Origin of the sequence: Achromobacter sp. MFA1 R4 (genome assembly GCF_900156745.1) — a bacterium.
In the GTDB taxonomy this organism is placed as follows: Bacteria; Pseudomonadota; Gammaproteobacteria; order Burkholderiales; family Burkholderiaceae_B; genus Achromobacter.
Window position 1 is genome coordinate 5,746,948 of sequence record NZ_LT707065.1, and the last position, 20,200, is coordinate 5,767,147.

Below are 20,200 nucleotides of genomic sequence, written 5' to 3' on the forward strand. Positions count from 1 at the left end.
TAAATAGGCACTGCCTGAGAAACCGTAACCGGGCGGCGGGCTGCGGCCCGACGCGCCCGGGGACGGATCAGGCCTGCTGTTCCAGCCCCGTGCAGGCCGCCCGCAGGATGCGGGCATAGGTCTCCTGCTCCGGCTCGATGCGGTAGATGGGGCCGCCCACCGAAATGGCGTAGTGTTCGCCCGACAGCGTGACCGGCCAGGCGATCGCGCCCACGTCCGCGATCGACTCGCCGCTGTTCATGAACCAGCCTCGCTGCCGCGACGCCTCGATATCGGCCAGCAACGCGTCGCGCGTAACGAGCGTGCGCTCGTTGTAGCGCGTCATGGGCAAGGCCGCGAGCATGGCGTCCCGCGCGGACGGGTCCAGCAGCGAAAGCAGCGCCTTTCCCAGCGAATTGGCGTGTACGTCCTTGAACTCGCCGGCAACGGGGGCATAACGGATCGTATGTGGCGAATCCAGCACATCCAGGTACACGACGCGGCCGTCCGGCGACAGCTTGGCGAACACGATGGTTTCGCGCGTGGCTTCCCTTAATTCGGTAAGGCTGGGATAGACCCGGTCCAGCACCGGGTCGGCCCGCGCGATGCGCTGGGCCATGGCAAGCAGGCGGCCGGTGGGGTAATAGCCCTGGCGCCGCCCCGTCTCATAGAGATAGCCCAGGCCGGTCAGCGTGCGAATGAGCGCCAGGCAACTGGAGACGGGCACGTCCAGCAGGCGGGCCAGTTCCGACAGGGGCAGCGCGCGTTTCTCGCGGGCGTAGGTTTCGATGATTTCGATAACTCGCAACGCCGTCTTGACACTCATTGCCCGATCCAGACCATTAGCACGTGAACCACCTGTTTGCGCGGGGCTAAAGTTCCCTGCGAGGGTGTCGTTATGGTAACTGAGAATTTCCTGAAATCAGCGCGTTCCTCCGAGACGCCCCCGCCGTTGGAGTGATCATGGCCGTAACCCCGTTAGCCCCCGCAGCCTTCGCGTCGTTACCGGTTTCGACCGCGATCGCCACGCCGGACCCCGCAGCAACCGCCACCCCCGCCCCCGCCAGCACCAATAGCGGCGCTTCCGACAGCGCGACGTCGGACCAGTCGAAAGCGCAGAAGCTGCCGCTCGACAAGGCGCTGGACGAGATCAACGAACAGATGAAGGCCTGGTCGACGCAGCTTCAGTTCGAAATCGACCCCAATGTGCATCAGGTGGTCGTGTCGGTGATCGACGCGGAGTCCGGGGACGTCATTCGCACCATCCCCAGCGAAGCGGTGCTCAAAATCGCCAAAATGATCGTGAACATGCAGGGAAATGGCATTAAGACCTCTGCATGATCCGGCACCTGAAACACGGTTCGCCGCCATGTCTGGCGGGCCGGCGTTGAAAGAAGCCTCGAATTAGGCCCGCCTTATGCCTTTGCCCGGCCGATAGCCGGAACCCCTTTTTTGTCAGAATTGCATCGCTAGGAAGGAATTTCACATGGCCACCATCACTAACCTCGGTTCGACTTCAGGCTTGCCCCTGGAGGACATCCTCACGAAGCTGGAAGCTGCCGAGGAAAAGAAGCTGGAGCTGTACACGGTACGGCAGACCAGCTACGAAACGCGTGTTACGGCATACGGCCAACTGAAGAGCGCCGTGGAAGCCGTGCAGAAGGCCGCCGCCGTGCTGGGCAAGGCCGAGACGCTGGGCGCCGTGAAAGGCAGCGTGACCGGCGGTGAAGCCCTGACCGCGACCGTGGCCGCCGAAGGCGCCGTGGCCGGCCAGTACACGATCAATGTGACGAGGGTCGCCACTTCCCAGACCCTGCAATCGGGGGCCGTGGCGGATCGCAAGGCCTCCAATGGCGCCACCGGCTCGTTTGAAATCGAACTGGCCGATGGCACCAAGAAGACCGTCGACCTGAAGGACGACACCTCGCTGAACGGCATCGTCAAGGCGGTCAACGCCGACGACACGCTGGGCGTGCGCGCCACCGTCATCACCGACGGCGACGGCAAGAGCTACCTGATGCTGAGCGCCAAGGACACCGGCGTGCAGGCCTCGGTGAAGTCCATCACCGTGACGGGCGACCAGTCCCTCAAGGACGTCCTGAACTACAACACCGATGCGGGCGACACCAGCACCAAGATGACGGCCACCGCCGCCGTCGACGCCGAGATCGACATCAACGGCATCACGGTCAAGAGCGGCTCCAACAATATTTCGACCGCTATCGACGGCGTCACGCTGAACCTGTCGACCACGACGGAAGCCGGCAAGCCGATCACGCTGAAGCTGGAAAGCGATCCCTCGGTGGCCAGCAAGGCCATCCAGAGCTTCGTGACCGCCTACAACACGCTGCAGACGACGATCAAGAACCTGACCGCCTTCGACGCCACGGCCGCCACCAACCAGCCGCTGACCGGCGACGGCACGACGCGCGCCATCCAGTCCTCGATGGCCAGCGCGCTGCAAGTCCTGTCGGGTGAAGGCTCGCTGCGTTCGCTGGCCGACCTGGGCATCACGACCAACCCGCAGACGCGTCAGTTGACGCTGGACCAGACCAAGCTGGACAAGGCGCTGGCCTCCAACGGCGCGGACGTCTCGCGCCTGCTGACCGGCGAAAACGGGCTGGCCGCCAACTTCGAAAAGGCCACCAAAGACATCCTGAGCGACACCGGCTCGATCAAGACCAAGACCGACGGCCTTGCCAAGTCGATCGAGAACGTGAAGGCCCAGTACACCCGCGCCAAGGCCGCCGGCGAAGCCTCGCTCGAGCTCATGCGCGCCCAGTTCGTCCAGTTGGACAAGTTCGTTTCGCAGCAGTCGGTCACGGCAAGCTACCTGACCCAGCAGTTCGCCGCGATGAACAAGTCGACGAGTTGATAACCGAGAAGATGCATTAAATGACGTACGCCGCGCGCCGCCCCACAGGCTCATACTCCGTCCGCTCCTACGCCGATATCGGCCTGGAAACGCAAGTGATGAGCGCCACGCCGGAAAGGCTGATCACCCTGCTCTACCAGGGTGCGCGCGCGGCAATCGGCCAGGCGCGGCTGCATCTGCAGGAAGGCCGTGTGGCCGAACGCGGCACGGCCATCACCAAGGCGATCAAGATCGTCGACGAAGGCCTGAAGATGGGCCTGAACATGGAAGCAGGCGGCGACATCGCCGCCAACCTGAGCCGGCTCTACGATTACATCGTCCGCACCCTGCTCATGGCCAACCTGAAAGCGGACGTCGAGCAGCTCGACATCGCCGACCGCCTGCTGGCGGACCTGGCCGAAGCCTGGCAGACATCCATCGATCGGCCTGCCCCGGGCGCACAGCTTTGATGGCCCCCACAACGAATTCAGACAGCCATCGAACGCCCGAGATTTCTATGACGTCCCTCACCCAGTACTCCGCCATCCTGGAACACTATCAGGACATCGCCATTTCCACGGGCGAGATGTTGACCGCCGCCCAGGCCGGCGACTGGGACACCGCGCTCATGCACGGCCAGCAGTATTGCGAACAGGTCGAGCGCCTGCGCCATGCCGAGTCGACCAGTCCGCTGGACGAAGCCGGCCGCAGCATGAAGTACGACCTGCTCGTGCGCATCCTGGAAAACGACGCGATGACGCGCGACCTGGCGCTGCCGCAACTGGCCCGGCTGGGCGAACTGCTGGGACGCATGAAGCGCCAGCAGACGCTGCTGTCCACCTACGGCAACCAGGCTCCTGAAGAATGAGCATCGGCCCCGCCGCGCTTGGCAACGTCCTGGTGCAGCGGCTGGACGCCGTGCTTGGCACGACGATGTCCGCCGCGAGCGCCAACCAGGTATCGGGCGCGCGGCCCGACGCGGTCAGCCAGCCCGGCAGCCCGGAGAAAGCCGGGCCCTCGGACGGCTCGGCCCGCGACCCCCGGCAAGGCATACAGACTGGCGGCGCCCGAGGCGACCGCCAGAATACTGTTGTCGACCCCAAAACCGCCGCCGCGCTGGCGCTGGCCGCGCGCGGCCTGGTCACCAGCAGCGACACCACCGCCTCGGCGCCGACCACGCTGGGCACGACCGCCCGCACCATCCTGGCCCTGCTCGCCCAGTTCCCCGAAGCCGCGCCGCCCGTGCAAGGGCGCGCGCCGCTCTGGAGCGCCGACGCGCAGGGCGGGACGCAGCCCGGCCAGGCGGGCGGCGCCGGTAACGGCCAGCCGGCCCCTGCCCAGCCCGGCCAGCCCGCACAGGCGGGACAAGCCGGACTACAACCCGGACAACCCGGCCAGCCCGCGCCCGCCCCGGCGGCCCCGCCCTCTGCTTCCGCGCCCCTGCCTGCGGCGACGCCCGCCGCCGCGCCTGCCGCCGGCGCGGCCGCCGATGCCGCGACGGCCCGGCCGGCCACGCACCCCGGTGGGCAGGCGGGCGGCGCGAAAGGCCCCGAAGGCGCGTCCCACGCCTCGCTCGCCACGGGCGGCCCGTCCGCGCGTGCGCTGGGACAGGCCTTGCGCACCGCTCTCCAGACCAGCGGCCTGTTCTACGAATCGCACCTGACCGACATGGTCTTTGGCCGCAAGAATCCGGTCTCGCTGCAGAACGAGCCGCAGGCCCGCCTGACGCGCGAATCCGCCGCGCACGCCAGTTCCCAGCCGCGCGGCCGCGGCGACACCGCGAACGCCGGCCGGTCCGGCGCGGGCGCCGACGCGCCCGCCTCGGTGGGCACGTCGACATCGTCCACGCCCGGCGCGCCCGTGAGCGGCATCCACCAGGACCTCACCGTGCTGGTCCGTCAGCAGCTCGATGTCCTGGCCAACCAGACCCTCGCCTGGCAGGGCGAAGCCTGGCCCGGCACGCCGATGGAATGGGAAGTGGAACGCGATCCCTACGGCGCCGACCGCGAATCGGCCGTCCCCACCTGGGCGACCCGCGTGAAGCTGGACCTGCCGCGCCTGGGGCTGGTGGACGCCCGGCTGAACCTGGCGGGCGACCAGATCGTGCTGCAGCTGATCGCCCCGCACAGCGCGGGCGAGATCAATGACGCCTCGGACATGCTACGCTCGCGCCTCCTGGCCGCCGGCCTGACCCTGAGCAATCTGACCGTGAGCGTGGTGGAACCGCGTCCCGTCATTCCGACCGATTTCTGATGAGCACTCCCCCCCTCCCCGCGGACGCCGGCCCCAACGCCAACCGCAACGCGGCGGTCGCCATCTCCTATGACGAAAGCGACGGCGCGCCGCGCGTCGTCGCCAAGGGCTACGGCCAGCTTGCGGACACGATCGTGCGCGCGGCCGAGGAAAACGGGTTGTACGTGCACGAATCGCGCGAACTGGTGGGCCTGCTCATGCAGGTGGACCTGGACGCGCATATTCCTCCCCAACTCTACGTCGCGGTGGCAGAATTGCTCGCGTGGCTGTACCGTCTGGAATCGCGCGAAATCCCCGACGCCGCGCGGCCCGAAATCTCACCCTAAGGACTAACAACGTGTTGGATGCCGCCGACCCGGAATTCCTGCTGACCCGGCCGGAAGACATGCGCTCAGCCCTCTTTGAGCTGACGCACCCCGACAGCCACATCCTGGTGCGCGACGCCGCCGACCGCGAGATCGCCGTGCTGATCCTGGGCGCCGACAAGCAGACGCGCCAGTTCTTCTGGCGGCCGCGCGACTACGATGGCGCCGACTTCGAACAGTCCGACAGCATGGGACTGCTCAGCGGCACGACCTTCCATTTCAATGCCACCGCCTACGGCGGCGTGCAGATCCGCTTTCGCGTGCAGCGCCCCGAGATCATCCATTTCGATGACGGCAGCGCGGCCCTGATGTCTCCCTTTCCCGACCATCTTGCCCGCATCCAGCGGCGCAAGATGTTCCGCGCCTCGATGATCTCAAGCGCCAACCGCTGCCTGGCCACCTGGCAGCCGGCGCCGGCGGACAAGCCAGTCGGATTCACCGTGCGCGACATCTCCGTGGATGGCGTGGGGCTGCGCGTGGGCCTGGCGGTGGGCGAGCTGCCCGCGCGCGGCGCGATCATGGAAGACGTGGAACTGGACTTCGGCGAATTGGGCAAGCTGAGCGCCGACCTGGAAGTGCGCAACGTCTATCCGGTGTCCGGCCAGCCCATGGCCGCGTCCGAAAGCGTCGATGGCGAAGCGCCCAAGCACGTGTCGCTCACCGGCGAGCCGCCGGTCAGCCATGTGGGCGCCTTGTTCATGAATCTGAATGCACGCCAGGAAAACTGGCTGCAGCAGGTCGTGTGGCGCCTGGAAAAAAGCGCGCAGCGCAACTGATCCGACCAGCGTGACGAACCAGCAGGACCCACCAGCGGCACCAGTGAAAACAGCGCCTGCGAAAAGGCGCCATTGAACTGCCGGGCAGGCGCGGCGCCTGCCCGCGGGATGTCCCACGAACCGCTTCGCGGCCTCAGACGGCCATCGAGGACACTTCCTTGTAGGCCGCAACCAGCTTGTTGCGCACCTGGACCGCCGTCTGGAAGCCGATGCTGGCCTTCTGCATGTCGATCATGACGTCATTCAACGAAATATCGGGAGCGCCCAGCTCGAAGGCCTTGGCCTGATTGCTGGCGGCGTTCTGCGCGGCCGTCACGCGGCGGATGGAGCGCTGCAGTTCCGCGGCGAACCCATCGGGCTGGGCCACGGCTTCGCCCGCGGCCAGATTGCCGGTTTCCGCCTTGCTCACGACCGAGCGCATCTGCTGGAGCATGCCTTCGATGCCGGACAAGCCTGATACAGCCATTACCTTTTCCTTGCTGGTGAGGGATTACGCCAAATTGCCTTCGCAGCGTAACCCCTGCCGCGCCAGTCCATAGCGGACAAGAACCGCCAAAAAACCCGACATTTCGATGAATGGCCGCATCCCTTCCCGCGGATGTGGCCCCGCTTTGCGTCCCGTCATCGACATAGGGCTTAAGTAACGCCAAAAAACGGCTGTTTTCATCGATTGGGATTGCTGTCTCAGGGGCAATAATCCACGCTCTCCCCAGACCAGAAGCACGTTGCATGTGTAATCGGCCCTACCCAGACATGAAGTCATTTTCCTTGCTCCGCGAAGCCAGCGGGAGCCGTCAATGAATCAGCAGGCTACCCTGAGCTCGTCGCTTCTGGCCAAGTTCCCCGTGCTGGAACGGGTCCGCGCGCTTCCCAAGCCCATCCTGATCGGCGCCGCCGCCGCCCTGGTCGCGGTGATCGTCGCCGTGGCCATGTGGAGCAGCGAACCCCAGTACAAGGTCCTGTTCTCCAACCTGGACGACCGCGATGGCGGCGCCATCGTGACGGCCCTGGGCACGATGAACGTGCCCTACCGCTACAACGAAACCGGCACCGCGCTGCTCGTGCCCGCCGACCGCGTCTACGACGCCCGGTTGCAGCTCGCCTCGCAAGGCCTGCCGCGCGGCGGCTCCGTCGGCTTCGAGCTGATGGACAACGCCCGCTTCGGCGCCAGCCAGTTCGCCGAACAGATCAACTACCAGCGCGGTCTGGAGGGTGAGCTGGCCCGGTCGATCGAAGCCATGAACACGGTGCAGCATGCGCGCGTCCACCTGGCCATGCCGCGCCAGTCGCTGTTCGTGCGCGAGCGCCAGGCGCCCACCGCCTCGGTGCTGCTGAACCTGTATCCGGGCCGCAGCCTGAGCGACGCGCAGGTTTCCGCGATTTCCTGGCTGGTCGCCTCCAGCGTGCCCGAACTGACCGCCGAAAGCGTGTCCATCGTCGACCAGAACGGCCGCCTGCTGTCCGCCCCGCTGGGCGAAGGCCGCGGCATGGACGCCGATCAGCTTCGCTTCGTGCGCGAGATCGAACAGCGCACCGTCGAACGCATCCTCACCATCCTCAATCCCCTGGTCGGCCCCGGCAACGTCCACGCCCAGGCCACCGCCGACGTCGACTTCGCCCGCCGCGAAGAGACGTCCGAGGTCTACCGTCCCAACCAGGAACCTGGCCAGGCTGCCGTGCGCAGCCAGCAGACCAGCGATTCGACCCAGCGCGGCGTCGGTCCCGCCCAGGGCGTGCCCGGCGCGCTGTCGAACCAGGCGCCCGCCGACGCGCAAGCGCCCATCGCCAATCCGCCGCAGCAACAGCCACCCCGCCCCGGCCAGCCGCAGCAGCCGGCCAACGCGCAGCAGCAACAACAGCAGCAGACCGGCACCCAGGCCGCCACGGGCAGCCTGAACGAACGCCGCGACGCCACCACCAACTACGAAGTCGACCGCACCATCAGCCACATCAAGCAGCCGGTGGGCAACCTCAAGCGCATGTCGGTCGCCGTCGTGGTGAATTACGTGCGCGACAAGGACGGCGAGCTGCAGGCCCTGCCGCCCGAGGAACTGAGCAAGCTCACCAACCTGGTGCGCGAAGCCATGGGCTATTCCGAGACCCGCGGCGACTCGCTCAACCTGGTCAACAGCCAGTTCAACGACGGTCCTCCGCCGCTGCCGATGTGGCGCGATCCGGAAATGATCTCGCTGTTCAAGACGATCCTGGCGTGGCTGGTCGGCGGTGTCCTGGCGCTGTGGCTGTATCGCAAGCTGCGCCGCACGGTGACCGAATACCTGTACCCGCCGGTGGATCCTGAACAGGCCGAAGCCGAGCGCGCCGAAGCCGCCCGCGAGGCCCAGGATCTGGCCCGCGCCAAGGAAACGGACCGCTACCAGGACAACCTGGAGCGCGCCCGCACCATGGCCAACAAGGATCCGCGCGCCGTCGCGATGGTCCTGCGCACCTGGATGAGCAAAGATGAAAAATGATTCCCTCCCCATGGACGGCATGACGCGCAGCGCCGTCCTGATGATGTCGCTGGGCGAAGACGCCGCGGCCGAGGTCTTCAAGTACCTCAGCGCCCGTGAGGTCCAGCAGGTCGGCGCCGCGATGGCGAGCCTGAAGCAGGTCACGCGCAACGACGTCGCCGTCGTGCTGGAAGAGTTCCGCCAGGAAGCCGACCAGTTCATGGCCGTGACGCTGGGCTCGGACGACTACATCCGCAGCGTGCTGACCAAGGCCCTGGGCAGCGACCGCGCCGCCGGCCTGATCGAGGACATCCTGGAAGCCGGCGACGGCGGCAGCGGCATCGACGCGCTGAACTGGCTGGACCCGAACACCGTGGCCGAGCTGATCGGCGACGAACACCCGCAGATCATCGCGACCATCCTGGTCCACCTGGAGCGCGACCGCGCGGCCGGCGTGCTGGCCCTGCTGACGGACCGCCTGCGCAACGACGTGATGCTGCGCATCGCCACCTTCGGCGGCGTGCAGCCCGCGGCGCTGTCGGAACTGACCGAAGTGCTCAATTCCGTGCTGGCCGGCCAGGGCGCCAAGCGCAGCAAGATGGGCGGCGTGCGCACCGCGGCCGAGATCCTGAACATGATGAATTCGACGCAGGAAGAGACCGTGGTCGCCAGCCTGCGCGAACGCGACAACGACCTGGCGCAGAAGATCATCGACGAGATGTTCGTCTTCGACAACCTGCTCGACGTCGAGGACCGCGCCATCCAGCTCATCCTCAAGGAAATCGACAACGACACGCTCATGGTCGCGCTCAAGGGCGCGCCGGAAGAGCTGCGCGCCAAGTTCCTGCGCAACATGTCCAGCCGCGCCGCCGAAATGCTGCGCGAGGACCTGGAAGCCCAGGGCCCGATCCGCATGTCGAAGGTCGAGACCGAACAGAAGAAGATCCTCCAGATCGCCCGCCGCCTGGCCGAAAGCGGCCAGATCGTGCTGGGCAATTCCGGAGACGACGCGTATGTCTGAAGCGGACAACGGCGCGACGACGCTCATCTCGCGCAGCGCCGCCTGGCGGCGCTGGCAGATGCTGTCGTTCGACGAGCCGGCGCCCGTCGAAGTCGAGCCCGAACCGGAACCCGATCCGGGGCCCGATCCCGCCGTGGTGATGGCGCAGCTTCGCGCCCAGGCCATCGCGGAAGGACACGAAGAAGGCCTGGCGCGCGGTCATGCCGCGGGCCACGAAGCGGGCCAGCAGGCCGGCTACGAGGCGGGCCTGGCCGCCGGCCGCGAGGCGGGCTATGCGGAAGGCCTGGCCCAGGGCCGCGAACAGGCCGCCGCCGAAGCCCAGCGCCTGCACGCCTTGGTGCAGGCCTGCGCCGAGTCGATCGGCGCGCTGGAAGAAAAGATGGGCCAGAGCCTGCTGACGCTGGCGCTGGATATCGCGCAGCAGGTGGTGCGCACCACCCTGGCCGAACAGCCCGAAACGGTCGTGAGCGCCGTGCGCGACGTGCTGCACATCAATCCCACCGCCGGCGGCCAGATGCGGCTGTGGGCCAATCCCGACGACATCGAACTGATCCGCCTGCACCTGGCCGACGAGCTCAAGGAAGGCCATTGGCGCGTGCTGGCCGATGAATCCATCTCGCGCGGCGGCTGCCGCGCCGAGACGCCCTTCGGCGACATCGACGCCACCCTGCAGACGCGCTGGCGCCGCGTGGCCGCGTCGCTGGGCCGCAACGCATCCTGGGAGGAACCGGTGTGAGCGCCAATCCGGTCTCCGCGCAGCCTGGCCAGGCCGGCGCGCCCCTGGCGGGCGCCCCGGCCCCAGTTGCTGCCGCGCCGGTCCTGGACCGCTGGCAGACGCAGCTTCAGATCGGCTCGATCCGCGCTGCGTCCACCGATCCCTGGCTGGTCAGCGGCAAGATCACGCGGGCCACCGGCCTGGTGCTGCACGCGACCGGACTGCGCCTGCCCGTGGGCGCCGCCGCCCGCATCGAAATCGCGCGCGGCCATGACCACTGGGCCGACGCCGAAGTCGTGGGCTTTGACGGCCACACCCTGTACCTGATGCCGCAGGCCGACATTTCCGGCCTGCCGCCGGGCGCGCGCGTGGTGCCGGGCGAACCGCCCGTGCAACGCCAGATTCCGCTGCCGCGCAAGGCCGAACTCAACGGCAATGCCAAGCCCCAGCTGGGCCGCCACCTGCCTGTCGGCAACGCGCTGCTGGGCCGCGTGCTCGACGGCGCCGGCCGCCCGCTGGACGGACTGGGCCCGCTGACGGGCGCCGAACTCGCGCCCCTGTCCGCCCAACCCATCAACCCGCTGTCGCGCGCGCCCATCGACACGGTGCTGGACACCGGCGTGCGCGCCATCAACGGCCTCTTGACGGTCGGGCGCGGCCAGCGCATGGGCCTGTTCGCAGGTTCCGGCGTCGGTAAATCCGTGCTGCTGGGGATGATGGCCCGCTACACCAAGGCCGACGTGATCGTCGTGGGCCTGATCGGCGAGCGGGGCCGCGAAGTCAAGGAATTCATCGAGCACAACCTGGGCCCCGAGGGCCTTGCGCGCTCCGTGGTCGTGGCCGCGCCCGCCGACGTCTCGGCGCTGCTGCGCCTGCAGGGCGCCGCCTACGCCACGCGCCTCGCCGAGCACTTCCGCGACCAGGGCCTGGACGTGCTGCTCATCATGGATTCGCTGACCCGCTACGCCATGGCGCAACGGGAGATCGCGCTCGCCATCGGCGAACCGCCCGCGACCAAGGGCTATCCGCCGTCGGTCTTCGCCAAGCTGCCCACCCTGGTGGAACGCGCGGGCATGGGCGCGCCCGGCCCGTCCGGCAAGGCCGGCTCCATCACGGCGTTCTACACCGTGCTGGCTGAAGGCGACGACCAGCAGGACCCCATCGCCGATTCGGCGCGCGCGATCCTGGACGGCCACGTGGTGTTGTCGCGCCACCTGGCCGAATCGGGCCATTACCCCGCCATCGACATCGAAGCCTCGATCTCGCGGGCGATGACCTCGCTCATCACGCCGCAGCAGTTTTCGATCGTGCGCCGCTTCAAGCAGACCCTGTCGCGCTACCAGCGCAACCGGGACCTCATCGCCGTGGGCGCGTACGCCGCCGGCAACGACCCGCAACTGGATGACGCCATCGCGCGCTATCCCCGTCTGGAAGCCTTCCTGCAGCAGGATATCGGCGAGAACGTCGGCTATGAAGACGCCGTCAACCAGTTGCGAGCCAGTTTCGAAATACGGGACACCTATGCCTAGCCAATTGCCCCTGGACATGCTGATCAACCTGGCCAAGGAGAGCACGGACGAAGCCGCGCGCCTGCTGGGCCGGCTGACCGCCGAACGCAGCAATGCGGAGCGCCAGCTGGTCATGCTCCACGACTACCGCCAGGACTATCTGGAGCGCCTGCAGCAGGCAATGACCAGCGGCATGGCGGCGAGCGATTGCCACAACTACCAGCGCTTCATCGGCACCCTGGACGACGCGATCGGCCAGCAGCAAGGCGTGCTGCGCCAGGCGGACGAGAACCTGTCCAAGGGACGGCTCTACTGGCAGCAGGAAAAGCGCAAGCTCAACTCCTATGACGCCCTGGCGCAGCGCGAACAGCGCGCCCAGGCCGTCGTGGAGTCGCGCCGCGAACAGCGCGCCAGCGACGAATACTCCGCCCGCCTGGTCCAGCGCCAGGCCGGCGGCATGCATTAAGCAATACCTCACAGGAAGCCCAAGATGACCGCTCCCCTGCCCTTGCCTTCGATCACGCCGGCCGCGCCGTCGTCGGTCGCCGATGCGCTTGGCGCCAAATCCGCGCCGCCGGACAAGAAAGGCCCTTCCTTCTCGGACGTGCTGGCCCAGCAACGTCCCGCGCAGCAGCGGCCGAACCAGGCCGCCGACGCCCGTCCCGCCAAGACAGACGGCAAGACGCCATCCAAGGATCCGAACGCCGGCGATCCGGCCAGCACGGCGGAAAGCGCCGCAGCGGGCGCCATCGACGCCGCGGTGCAGACGGCCGCGCAGGCTGAAGCCGGCGCCCTCGCCGTCGCCGCGCAGCAACCCATCGCGCCGGCAGACCTGCCGCAGCAGGCATTGGAAATCGCCACGCAGGCCGCCGAGCAGGTGCAGCTCGCCCGCGGCAACGCCGCGGCCGCGGCCACCGCCATGAGCCAGGGCGCCGCCGTGCTGAAGGCCGCGCTCAACGCCGCCGACACCCTGGTGCCGCAGACCGCGCAAGCGTCCCAGGCGCCCGTCGCCGCGACGGCCGGCCAGGCGCAGGCCGCCGCCGCGCAGCTCGCCCGCGATGCCGAAGCCGCGCTGCCGGTCGTCACCGCCGCCGTCAAGCCGGGTTCCGCCCCGGTCGCGCAGGCGCCCGTCGATCCCAAGGCCACGGCCAAGCTCGACGCGAAGCCCGCCACGCCGGACCTGCCGCTGCCGCGCGTGGCGCGCGAGGCGCGTTCCGACACGGCCGAAACGGCAACCGCCTTGCCCGCCCACGTGGCCGACGAAGATCAGCCGGCGCTGCTGGCCGCCTCCACGCCGCAGTTCCAGGCGCCCCAGCATGGCGCCAGCCCGCAGGATGCGCTTGCCCACGCCCTGGCCGCCGCCACGCAGCGCCAGGCCGCGCCCATCGTCAACCCGGCCGCGGTCTCGCAGCCTGTCGTGCCGGTCGTGCTGCAGGTGGCCACTCCGGTCGGCGCCACCCACTGGGGCACCGAACTGGGCCAACAGATGGTCATGATGAGCACCAACGCGCGTCAAGGCATGCAGACCGCCGAATTGCGGCTGGATCCGCCCGACCTCGGCCCGCTGCGCGTCAGCCTGAACCTGGCCGATGGCGTGGCCAGCGCCTCGTTCGTGTCCGCGCATGCTTCGGTGCGCCAGGCCATCGAAGTCGCGATTCCGCAGTTGCAGCAGGCGCTTGCGCAGGCCGGCATCTCCTTGGGCCAGACGAGCGTCGGCGAACAGGCCGCGCAGCAGGAATTCGCGCAGCAGAACGGCAACGGATCGCAGCGTCAGCAAGGCGGCGGTGCCGCCGTGGCGGACGGCGCGGCCGATGCCGCGCAGCCTGCGGTGACGGTGGCGCGCAACGCCAACGCGCTGGTCGACACGTTCGCGTAGTGATTCAGCGGCCCGCTGCCGGCAACGGCTGCGGGCAGTGCAGCAATAGCTTGAGATACGCGGCTTTCGCCCTGTTTTTCGCCTCCAAGCCGAGGCGGGATTTCGGGCAGAATGCTTTCATCCACTAAGAATCCGTTTTCACCAGCGGCAAACACGCATCGAAATCCAGATGGCGACAATCAAACCCATTCCCGCGCCGGCGCGCGGCGCGACGACCTCCGGCGGCATCGGCCGCATCCTTCGCCCGCTGCTGGCGATCCTGGTGCTGCTGCTCGTTGCCGCGGCCAGCGCGGGCGCGACCTGGTTCATCACCCAGCGCATGCAGCAGCCGCAAGGCGGCGCGCCGGTGCAGCTCGGCGTGGGCCAGGCGCCCGCCGGCCAACCCGGGCAGCCGGGCCAGGCCGGCCAAGCCGGACAAGGCCCCCAGGCCACGCCGACGACCTTCGTCGCGCCGTCCGCCACCCCCATCGCCGTGCCCGCCCCGATCTTCGTGCCGATCGAAGCCTTCACGGTCACGCTGCAGAACGCGGAGACCGAGCGCATCATGCACGTCGGCCTGACCCTGCGCGTGAGCGACGAACAGACCCGCACGCGCCTGGAAAAGTACATGCCCGAAGTGCGCAGCCGCATCCTGATGGTGCTGTCGTCGCAGTCGCCCACCGCCGTGCAGACGCAACAGGGCAAGAACGACATGGTCGCGGCCATCAAGCAGGCCGTGAACCGCCCCTTCTCGCCCCTGCCTGACGGCCAGTACGTCACCGACGTGCTGTTCACGGCGTTCGTGGTGCAATAAGCATGGCCTACGAGGCGTTTCTTTCGCAGGACGAAGTCGATGCGCTGCTGGCCGGCGTCACCGGCGAGAGCGATAGCAAGAAGGAATCCGAGGGCCAGAACGCCGGCGCGCGCGCCTACGACCTGAGCTCGCCCGAGCGCGTCGTCCGGCGCCGCATGCAGACGCTGGAGCTCATCAACGAACGGTTTGCGCGCAACATGCGCAACGTGTTGCTGAACTTCATGCGCCGCAGCGCCGACATCACCGTCGGCTCGATCAAGATCCAGAAGTACGCGGACTTCGAGCGCAACCTGCCGGTTCCCAGCAATCTGAACATGATTCAGATGAAGCCGCTGCGCGGCACGGCGCTCTTCACGTATGACCCGAACCTGGTGTTCCTGGTCATCGACAGCCTGTTCGGCGGCGATGGCCGCTACCACACGCGCGTCGAGGGCCGGGACTTCACCACCACCGAACAGCGCATCATCCGGCGCCTGCTCAACCTGACCCTGGAAAGCTACGGCAAGTCCTGGGACCCCGTCTATCCGATCGAGTTCGAATACGTCCGCTCGGAGATGCACACCAAGTTCGCCAGCATCACCGGCAACAACGAAGTGGTGGTCGTCTCCTCGTTCCATATCGAATTCGGCGCGACCGGCGGCGACCTGAACATCTGCCTGCCCTACTCCATGATCGAGCCGGTGCGCGATCTGCTGACGCGCCCGCTGCAGGAGACCACGCTCGAAGAGGTCGATCAGCGCTGGTCGCAGCAGCTTTCGCGCCAGGTGCGCAGCGCCGACATCGACGTGGTCGCGGAATTCGCCCGCATCCCCTCGTCGATCCGCGAACTGATGAGCCTGAAGGTCGGCGACGTCCTTCCGGTCGACGTGCCCGAAACCGTCATCGCCCACGTCGACGGCGTGCCGCTGATGGAATGCGGCTACGGCGTTTTCAACGGCCAATACGCCCTGCGCGTACAGAACCTGTTTACCCACGATACAGAACCCAACGAGGCCTCTGACCATGACTGACAAGAACGAGCCCGGCACTGGCTCGTCCCCGGCCGACGACTGGGCCGACGCGCTCGCCGAACAATCCCGCGCCAACCCGCCCACGCAAGCCGACGGTCTGAAGCCGCAGGACGACTGGGCGGCCGCCATGGCCGAACAGGCTGCCGCACCCGCTGCGCCCGCTGCCCCGGCCCCGGCCCCGGCCGCCGCGGCATCGGCCGCCGCGCAATCGGCGTCGCAATCCGTGTTCAAGCCGCTGGCCGGCACCGCGCCCGGCCAGGGCACCGATATCGACCTGATCATGGACGTGCCCGTCCAGTTGACGGTCGAACTGGGCCGCACCCGCCTGACCATCAAGAATCTGCTCCAGTTGGGCCAGGGCTCCGTGGTCGAACTCGACGGCCTGGCCGGCGAGCCGATGGACATCTTCGTCAACGGCTACCTGATCGCCCAGGGAGAAGTCGTGGTCGTCGAAGAAAAGTACGGCATCCGCCTGACCGACATCATCACCCCGTCCGAGCGGATCAACCGCTTGAACAACCGTCGTTGACGTCCGGCGCCATGACCGAATCTGCCCTGCTGCGCGTCATCATCGGCCTCGTGCTGGTGGTGGCCGCCATCCTGGTGGCGGCGTGGCTGGCGAAACGCGCCGGACTGGTGCAGCGCGGCGGGGGCAACCTGCTGCGGCACGTCGCCAGCCTGCCGGTCGGTCCGCGCCAAAGCGTCGTCGTCGTCGAGATCGAAGACACCTGGCTGGTGGTGGGCGTCGGCCCGAACCAGCTCACCACCCTGCATACCCTGCCCGCCGGCCAGTTGCCGGAGGGTTCGCCTCTGCCCGCGGCCGCCTTTGCGGCCAAGCTGGGCCAGGCCCTCAAGCGCCGCTAGGGCCACACGCCCCGGCGCGATTCAAGCGATACCCATGAGTTTGCCCACCCGCACGACTTGCTCCCGCGCCGGCCATCGCGCGCTGCCCATGCTGGCCGCCGCCGCGGTCCTGGGGCTGGCCTTCTTCCCGGCCGGGGTGGTGGCGCAAGCCACCCTGCCCGCGCTGACGGCCACGCCGGGCGCGGACGGTTCGCAGACGTATTCGCTCAGCATGCAGACCATGCTGCTGATGACGTCGCTGTCGTTCCTGCCGGCGGCGCTGCTGATGATGACGGGCTTCACGCGCATCATCATCGTGCTGGGCCTCTTGCGCAGCGCCATGGGCACGGCCATGTCGCCGCCCAACCACGTCCTGATCGGCCTGTCGCTGTTCCTGACCTTCTATACGATGTCCCCGGTGTTCGACAAGATCTACACCGACGCCTACAAGCCGCTGTCGGAAGGGTCGATCCAGTTCGAAGCCGCGGTCGAACGCGCCGCGGCCCCGTTGCGCACCTTCATGCTGCACCAGACGCGCGAGAACGACCTTTCGCTTTTTGCCAATCTGGCCAAACAGCCCGCGCTGGAAGACCCCTCGCAGGTGCCCATGCGCATCCTGGTGCCCGCCTTCATCACCAGCGAACTGAAGACCGCGTTCCAGATCGGCTTCACCATCTTCATTCCGTTCCTCATCATCGACCTGGTGGTCGCCAGCGTGCTGATGGCGCTGGGCATGATGATGGTGCCGCCCGTCACCGTGGCGCTGCCCTTCAAGCTGATGCTGTTCGTGCTGGCCGACGGCTGGAACCTGCTCATGGGCTCGCTGGCCCAGAGCTTCTACCAGTAACGCCGCAAGGAGATCGCCATGACCGCCGAAACCGTCATGACCATGACCTACCAGGCGATGAAGATCGTCCTGGCGATGGCAGGTCCCCTCCTGCTCGTCACGCTGGTGGTGGGCCTGGTCATCAGCATTTTCCAGGCGGCCACGCAGATCAATGAAATGACGCTGTCGTTCATCCCGAAGCTGCTTGCGATGTGCGGCGTGCTGGTGCTGCTTGGCCCCTGGCTGATCGGCGTGATGGTCGACTACATCCGGCAGCTCATCGGCCAGATCCCCATGCTGGTGTCCTGAGCGGCGCCCGCCGCCGGACCCTGGCCGTTCCGCCATGATCGCCTTCACGCTTGAGCAGCTCAACGGCTGGATCGGCCAGTTCCTCTGGCCGTTCGTGCGTATCCTGGCGCTCGTGGGCACCGCACCGCTGTTTTCCGAGTCGCTGATTCCCGTCAAGGTAAAGGTGGGACTGTCCTTCGTCCTGGCCGTGGCGATCAGCCCCGCGCTGGACCCCATGCCGCCCGTGGCGCCCGGCTCCTATGCCGGCCTCTGGATGGTGATGCAGCAGGTGCTGATCGGCATCGCCATGGGCTTTACCATGCGGCTGGTGTTCGCCGCCGTGCAGACGGCGGGAGAATTCGTCGGCCTGCAGATGGGCCTGTCGTTCGCATCCTTCTTCGATCCCAGCTCGGGCGCGAACACCGCCGTGCTGTCGCGCCTGTTCAACATCGTCGCGATGCTGACCTTTCTGGCGCTGGACGGGCACCTGCTGGTGCTGGCGGCGCTGGTGCGGTCCTTCGACACGCTGCCCATCGCCATGATCCAGCTGCACCAGAATGGCTGGGGCACCGTGGTGGAATGGGGCAAGACCGTGTTCGTCTCCGGCCTGCTGCTGGCGCTGCCGCTGATCTGCGCCCTGTTGACCATCAACCTGGCGATGGGCATCCTGAACCGCGCCGCCCAGCAGCTTTCCGTGTTTTCGGTGGGCTTTCCCGTCACCCTCATCATTGGCGTGACCGTGCTGACCATCGTGCTGCCGCATGCCGGCCCGTTCCTGGAATCGCTGTTCGAATCGGGGCTGACGGCCATGAGCCGCGTCGTGGACGCGCTGGCGGGAAGGTAGCAGGCCCCAAGCCCCCCATGCAGCGCACGCCTGCCGGCACACGAAACAACGGCCGCTTTTCGCGGCCGTCATCGTTTGCGCCTGGCTAGCTTGCCGGCCCCTGAACCCAACCGGCACGTTTCGCCGTGCCGGCCTATCCATGGGACAGCCGGCTAGTGCTGGCCCACCACCCGGAACACCCGGATGGTCTCGCGCAGCGCGCCCGACTGGTTACCCAGTTGCGTCACCGCGCCGCCCAGTTCCTGCACCAGCGCCGTGTTCTGCACGGTCATCACATCCATCTGCGAGACGGCGGTGTCCACCTGCTCGATACCGGTGGACTGCTCCTGCGAGGCGCGCGAGATCTCGCCGATGATGTCGGTGACGCGGTGCACCGCCGCCACGATCTCCTGCATCGTGGCGCCGGCCTGCTCGGCCTGCGCGGAGCCTTCCGTGACCCGGTCGACCGAATCCTCGATCAGCGCCTTGACCTCCTTGGCGGCCTGGGCGCTCTTTTGCGCCAGGCTGCGCACTTCGCCGGCGACCACCGCGAAGCCCTTGCCGGACTCGCCCGCGCGCGCGGCCTCGACCGCGGCATTGAGCGCCAGGATGTTGGTCTGGAAGGCAATGCCTTCGATGATGGTGACGATGTCGGCGATCTTGCGCGAGCTGTCCGAGATGCCATGCATGGTGTTCACCACCTGCCCGACGGCCACGCCGCCGCGCCGCGCCACGTCCATGCTGCTGGCCGCCAGCTCGTTGGCCTGCCGCGCGTTGTCGGCGTTCTGGCGCACCGTGGACGTCAGCTGCTGCATGCTGGCGGCGGTCTGCTGCAGCGAGGCGGCCTGCCCTTCCGTGCGCCCGGCCAGCTCCTGGTTGCCGCGCGCGATGTGCACGGCGGCATGCGTCGTGCCCTCGATGCCGCGATAGACGTCCTGCGCAATGCCGATCAGGCTCTTGCGCATGACTTCCAGCGAGAACTTGAGGCTGCCCACTTCATCGTCCGATTCCGGCACGATCTGCGTCGTAAGGTTGCCGGCGGCCACCTGACGCGCCATGTTGGCGGCATCGAGCATCGGCTCCAATAGCGAACGCGACAGGCTCCAGCCCATCGCGAAGATGGCCACGATGCCCAGGGCCATGGCGCCGCAACCCAGCGCCGCGCCCCACGGGCTCAGGCTGGCCCAGTTGGCGTGCAGTCCATACGCGCCGGCGGCCGCGACGATGGCCGACGACAGCGTGGCATGGCGCAGCATACGGCTGCGCACGCTGTTGCGGAACGGAAAGGCCAGCACATCCAGGCCGCGGCGCCAACCGGCGCGCACCGGCCGGCCGCGCAGGATGCGCACGCCCGTGGCCGTGCCCTCGCGCATGCGGGCATAGAGCGCCTCGGCCATTTCGATCTGTTCGTCCGAAGGGCGCACCCGGACCGAGGAATAGGCCACCACCTCGCCGTTCTCGACGATGGGCGTGGCGTTGGCCAGCACCCAGTAGTACCCCCCGTCCTTGCGGCGATTCTTGACCACGCCCAGCCAGGACTCGCCGGCCTCGAGCGTCTCCCACAGGTCCGCGTAGGCTTCCGGCGGCATGTCGGGATGGCGCACGACGTTGTGGGGCTTGCCGATGAGCTCCTCCCGCGTGAAGCCGCTGACTTCGACGAACGCGGGGTTGGCGTAGACGATGCGTCCCTTGGTATCCGTGCGCGAGATCAGGTACTGATCCTCGCGCAGCTTGGTTTCTGCATTGGTGACGGGTAAGTTGACGCGCACGACTTTGTCTCCGGTTACAACATATACGACAGTAGCTTCTGACGGCGTTCA

The 20,200-nt window shown here is 67.7% G+C and carries 23 protein-coding genes; 20 read left to right on the top strand and 3 right to left on the bottom strand.

The window, feature by feature from the left end; translation table 11 throughout:
* Positions 1 to 67 precede the first annotated feature (67 nt).
* Positions 68 to 805 carry an IclR family transcriptional regulator gene (locus tag BXA00_RS26350; RefSeq protein WP_076521316.1) on the bottom strand — a complete coding sequence of 246 codons (738 nt, stop codon included), beginning with the start codon at positions 803 to 805 and terminating at the stop codon, positions 68 to 70.
* A 137-nt stretch (positions 806 to 942) separates the two neighbouring features.
* Between BXA00_RS26350 and BXA00_RS26355 the strand changes: the two genes are divergently transcribed.
* From BXA00_RS26355 to BXA00_RS26385, 7 genes are all read left to right on the top strand, one after another.
* A complete protein-coding gene (locus BXA00_RS26355) occupies positions 943 to 1,320 on the top strand; it encodes a flagellar protein FlaG (protein ID WP_076521317.1) in 378 nt (125 codons plus the stop codon).
* 145 nt (positions 1,321 to 1,465) lie between these two features.
* Complete coding sequence (gene fliD / locus BXA00_RS26360) at positions 1,466 to 2,854, top strand: flagellar filament capping protein FliD (RefSeq protein ID WP_076521318.1); 1,389 nt, start codon at positions 1,466 to 1,468, stop codon at positions 2,852 to 2,854.
* A 20-nt stretch (positions 2,855 to 2,874) separates the two neighbouring features.
* On the top strand, positions 2,875 to 3,303 hold the full coding sequence (gene fliS, locus BXA00_RS26365) for a flagellar export chaperone FliS (protein ID WP_076521319.1): 429 nt from the start codon (positions 2,875 to 2,877) through the stop codon (positions 3,301 to 3,303).
* 47 nt (positions 3,304 to 3,350) lie between these two features.
* Positions 3,351 to 3,701 (top strand): flagellar protein FliT, encoded by a 351-nt coding sequence (locus BXA00_RS26370; protein ID WP_076521320.1) that lies wholly within the window; start codon positions 3,351 to 3,353, stop codon positions 3,699 to 3,701.
* Positions 3,698 to 5,086, top strand: coding sequence for a flagellar hook-length control protein FliK (locus BXA00_RS26375; RefSeq protein WP_076521321.1), 1,389 nt, complete (start codon positions 3,698 to 3,700; stop codon positions 5,084 to 5,086). The genes BXA00_RS26370 and BXA00_RS26375 overlap by 4 nt, the downstream gene beginning before the upstream one ends.
* The gene (locus tag BXA00_RS26380; RefSeq protein WP_076521322.1) at positions 5,086 to 5,412 is read left to right on the top strand and encodes an EscU/YscU/HrcU family type III secretion system export apparatus switch protein; all 327 of its coding nucleotides are present in this window, start codon (positions 5,086 to 5,088) and stop codon (positions 5,410 to 5,412) included. The genes BXA00_RS26375 and BXA00_RS26380 overlap by 1 nt, the downstream gene beginning before the upstream one ends.
* 11 nt (positions 5,413 to 5,423) lie before the next feature.
* The gene (locus tag BXA00_RS26385) at positions 5,424 to 6,227 is read left to right on the top strand and encodes a flagellar brake protein (RefSeq protein ID WP_369825586.1); all 804 of its coding nucleotides are present in this window, start codon (positions 5,424 to 5,426) and stop codon (positions 6,225 to 6,227) included.
* Between the two features lie 133 nt (positions 6,228 to 6,360).
* On the opposite strand, the gene fliE is transcribed toward BXA00_RS26385, so the two are convergent.
* A complete protein-coding gene (gene fliE, locus BXA00_RS26390) occupies positions 6,361 to 6,693 on the bottom strand; it encodes a flagellar hook-basal body complex protein FliE (protein ID WP_076521324.1) in 333 nt (110 codons plus the stop codon).
* A 331-nt stretch (positions 6,694 to 7,024) separates the two neighbouring features.
* Between fliE and fliF the strand changes: the two genes are divergently transcribed.
* The 13 genes from fliF to fliR all read left to right on the top strand — a co-directional run bounded on the left by fliF (position 7,025) and on the right by fliR (position 18,401).
* Positions 7,025 to 8,698 carry a flagellar basal-body MS-ring/collar protein FliF gene (gene fliF / locus BXA00_RS26395; RefSeq protein WP_076521325.1) on the top strand — a complete coding sequence of 558 codons (1,674 nt, stop codon included), beginning with the start codon at positions 7,025 to 7,027 and terminating at the stop codon, positions 8,696 to 8,698.
* On the top strand, positions 8,688 to 9,698 hold the full coding sequence (gene fliG, locus BXA00_RS26400; RefSeq protein WP_076521326.1) for a flagellar motor switch protein FliG: 1,011 nt from the start codon (positions 8,688 to 8,690) through the stop codon (positions 9,696 to 9,698). Before fliF ends, fliG begins: the two co-directional genes overlap by 11 nt.
* Positions 9,691 to 10,434, top strand: coding sequence for a flagellar assembly protein FliH (fliH, locus tag BXA00_RS26405; RefSeq protein WP_076521327.1), 744 nt, complete (start codon positions 9,691 to 9,693; stop codon positions 10,432 to 10,434). Before fliG ends, fliH begins: the two co-directional genes overlap by 8 nt.
* Positions 10,435 to 10,478: 44 nt before the next feature.
* Entirely contained in the window at positions 10,479 to 11,942 is a 1,464-nt protein-coding gene (gene fliI, locus BXA00_RS26410; RefSeq protein ID WP_076522134.1) for a flagellar protein export ATPase FliI, read from the top strand.
* The gene (fliJ, locus tag BXA00_RS26415) at positions 11,935 to 12,387 is read left to right on the top strand and encodes a flagellar export protein FliJ (RefSeq protein WP_076521328.1); all 453 of its coding nucleotides are present in this window, start codon (positions 11,935 to 11,937) and stop codon (positions 12,385 to 12,387) included. Before fliI ends, fliJ begins: the two co-directional genes overlap by 8 nt.
* 24 nt (positions 12,388 to 12,411) lie before the next feature.
* Positions 12,412 to 13,797, top strand: a complete 1,386-nt coding sequence (locus tag BXA00_RS26420; protein WP_076521329.1) for a flagellar hook-length control protein FliK — start codon at positions 12,412 to 12,414, stop codon at positions 13,795 to 13,797.
* Between the two features lie 169 nt (positions 13,798 to 13,966).
* Positions 13,967 to 14,590 carry a flagellar basal body-associated protein FliL gene (fliL, locus tag BXA00_RS26425; RefSeq protein WP_076521330.1) on the top strand — a complete coding sequence of 208 codons (624 nt, stop codon included), beginning with the start codon at positions 13,967 to 13,969 and terminating at the stop codon, positions 14,588 to 14,590.
* A gap of 2 nt (positions 14,591 to 14,592) precedes the next feature.
* Positions 14,593 to 15,600, top strand: coding sequence for a flagellar motor switch protein FliM (gene fliM, locus BXA00_RS26430; protein WP_076521331.1), 1,008 nt, complete (start codon positions 14,593 to 14,595; stop codon positions 15,598 to 15,600).
* On the top strand, positions 15,593 to 16,129 hold the full coding sequence (gene fliN / locus BXA00_RS26435; RefSeq protein ID WP_076521332.1) for a flagellar motor switch protein FliN: 537 nt from the start codon (positions 15,593 to 15,595) through the stop codon (positions 16,127 to 16,129). Before fliM ends, fliN begins: the two co-directional genes overlap by 8 nt.
* Before the next feature lie 11 nt (positions 16,130 to 16,140).
* A complete protein-coding gene (fliO, locus tag BXA00_RS26440) occupies positions 16,141 to 16,464 on the top strand; it encodes a flagellar biosynthetic protein FliO (protein WP_076522135.1) in 324 nt (107 codons plus the stop codon).
* Positions 16,465 to 16,498: 34 nt separating this feature from the next.
* A complete protein-coding gene (fliP, locus tag BXA00_RS26445) occupies positions 16,499 to 17,290 on the top strand; it encodes a flagellar type III secretion system pore protein FliP (RefSeq protein WP_092582284.1) in 792 nt (263 codons plus the stop codon).
* 18 nt (positions 17,291 to 17,308) lie between these two features.
* The gene (fliQ, locus tag BXA00_RS26450) at positions 17,309 to 17,578 is read left to right on the top strand and encodes a flagellar biosynthesis protein FliQ (protein ID WP_008163193.1); all 270 of its coding nucleotides are present in this window, start codon (positions 17,309 to 17,311) and stop codon (positions 17,576 to 17,578) included.
* 34 nt (positions 17,579 to 17,612) lie between these two features.
* Entirely contained in the window at positions 17,613 to 18,401 is a 789-nt protein-coding gene (fliR, locus tag BXA00_RS26455) for a flagellar biosynthetic protein FliR (RefSeq protein WP_076521333.1), read from the top strand.
* Positions 18,402 to 18,553: 152 nt separating this feature from the next.
* On the opposite strand, the gene BXA00_RS26460 is transcribed toward fliR, so the two are convergent.
* Complete coding sequence (locus tag BXA00_RS26460) at positions 18,554 to 20,149, bottom strand: PAS domain-containing methyl-accepting chemotaxis protein (RefSeq protein WP_076521334.1); 1,596 nt, start codon at positions 20,147 to 20,149, stop codon at positions 18,554 to 18,556.
* Positions 20,150 to 20,200 lie beyond the last annotated feature (51 nt).

Bases quoted from the DNA above. Each gene is read 5' to 3' on its own strand.
- fliE (WP_076521324.1), bottom strand. From the start codon at position 6,693: ATGGCTGTATCAGGCTTGTCCGGCATCGAAGGCATGCTCCAGCAGATG.
- fliO (WP_076522135.1), top strand. From the start codon at position 16,141: ATGACCGAATCTGCCCTGCTGCGCGTCATCATCGGCCTCGTGCTGGTG.
- BXA00_RS26375 (WP_076521321.1), top strand. From the start codon at position 3,698: ATGAGCATCGGCCCCGCCGCGCTTGGCAACGTCCTGGTGCAGCGGCTG.
- fliR (WP_076521333.1), top strand. From the start codon at position 17,613: ATGATCGCCTTCACGCTTGAGCAGCTCAACGGCTGGATCGGCCAGTTC.
- fliH (WP_076521327.1), top strand. From the start codon at position 9,691: ATGTCTGAAGCGGACAACGGCGCGACGACGCTCATCTCGCGCAGCGCC.
- fliL (WP_076521330.1), top strand. From the start codon at position 13,967: ATGGCGACAATCAAACCCATTCCCGCGCCGGCGCGCGGCGCGACGACC.
- fliG (WP_076521326.1), top strand. From the start codon at position 8,688: ATGAAAAATGATTCCCTCCCCATGGACGGCATGACGCGCAGCGCCGTC.
- BXA00_RS26420 (WP_076521329.1), top strand. From the start codon at position 12,412: ATGACCGCTCCCCTGCCCTTGCCTTCGATCACGCCGGCCGCGCCGTCG.
- BXA00_RS26380 (WP_076521322.1), top strand. From the start codon at position 5,086: ATGAGCACTCCCCCCCTCCCCGCGGACGCCGGCCCCAACGCCAACCGC.
- fliF (WP_076521325.1), top strand. From the start codon at position 7,025: ATGAATCAGCAGGCTACCCTGAGCTCGTCGCTTCTGGCCAAGTTCCCC.
- BXA00_RS26355 (WP_076521317.1), top strand. From the start codon at position 943: ATGGCCGTAACCCCGTTAGCCCCCGCAGCCTTCGCGTCGTTACCGGTT.
- fliD (WP_076521318.1), top strand. From the start codon at position 1,466: ATGGCCACCATCACTAACCTCGGTTCGACTTCAGGCTTGCCCCTGGAG.
- fliQ (WP_008163193.1), top strand. From the start codon at position 17,309: ATGACCGCCGAAACCGTCATGACCATGACCTACCAGGCGATGAAGATC.
- fliP (WP_092582284.1), top strand. From the start codon at position 16,499: ATGAGTTTGCCCACCCGCACGACTTGCTCCCGCGCCGGCCATCGCGCG.
- fliM (WP_076521331.1), top strand. From the start codon at position 14,593: ATGGCCTACGAGGCGTTTCTTTCGCAGGACGAAGTCGATGCGCTGCTG.
- fliJ (WP_076521328.1), top strand. From the start codon at position 11,935: ATGCCTAGCCAATTGCCCCTGGACATGCTGATCAACCTGGCCAAGGAG.
- fliN (WP_076521332.1), top strand. From the start codon at position 15,593: ATGACTGACAAGAACGAGCCCGGCACTGGCTCGTCCCCGGCCGACGAC.
- fliS (WP_076521319.1), top strand. From the start codon at position 2,875: ATGACGTACGCCGCGCGCCGCCCCACAGGCTCATACTCCGTCCGCTCC.
- BXA00_RS26350 (WP_076521316.1), bottom strand. From the start codon at position 805: ATGAGTGTCAAGACGGCGTTGCGAGTTATCGAAATCATCGAAACCTAC.
- BXA00_RS26370 (WP_076521320.1), top strand. From the start codon at position 3,351: ATGACGTCCCTCACCCAGTACTCCGCCATCCTGGAACACTATCAGGAC.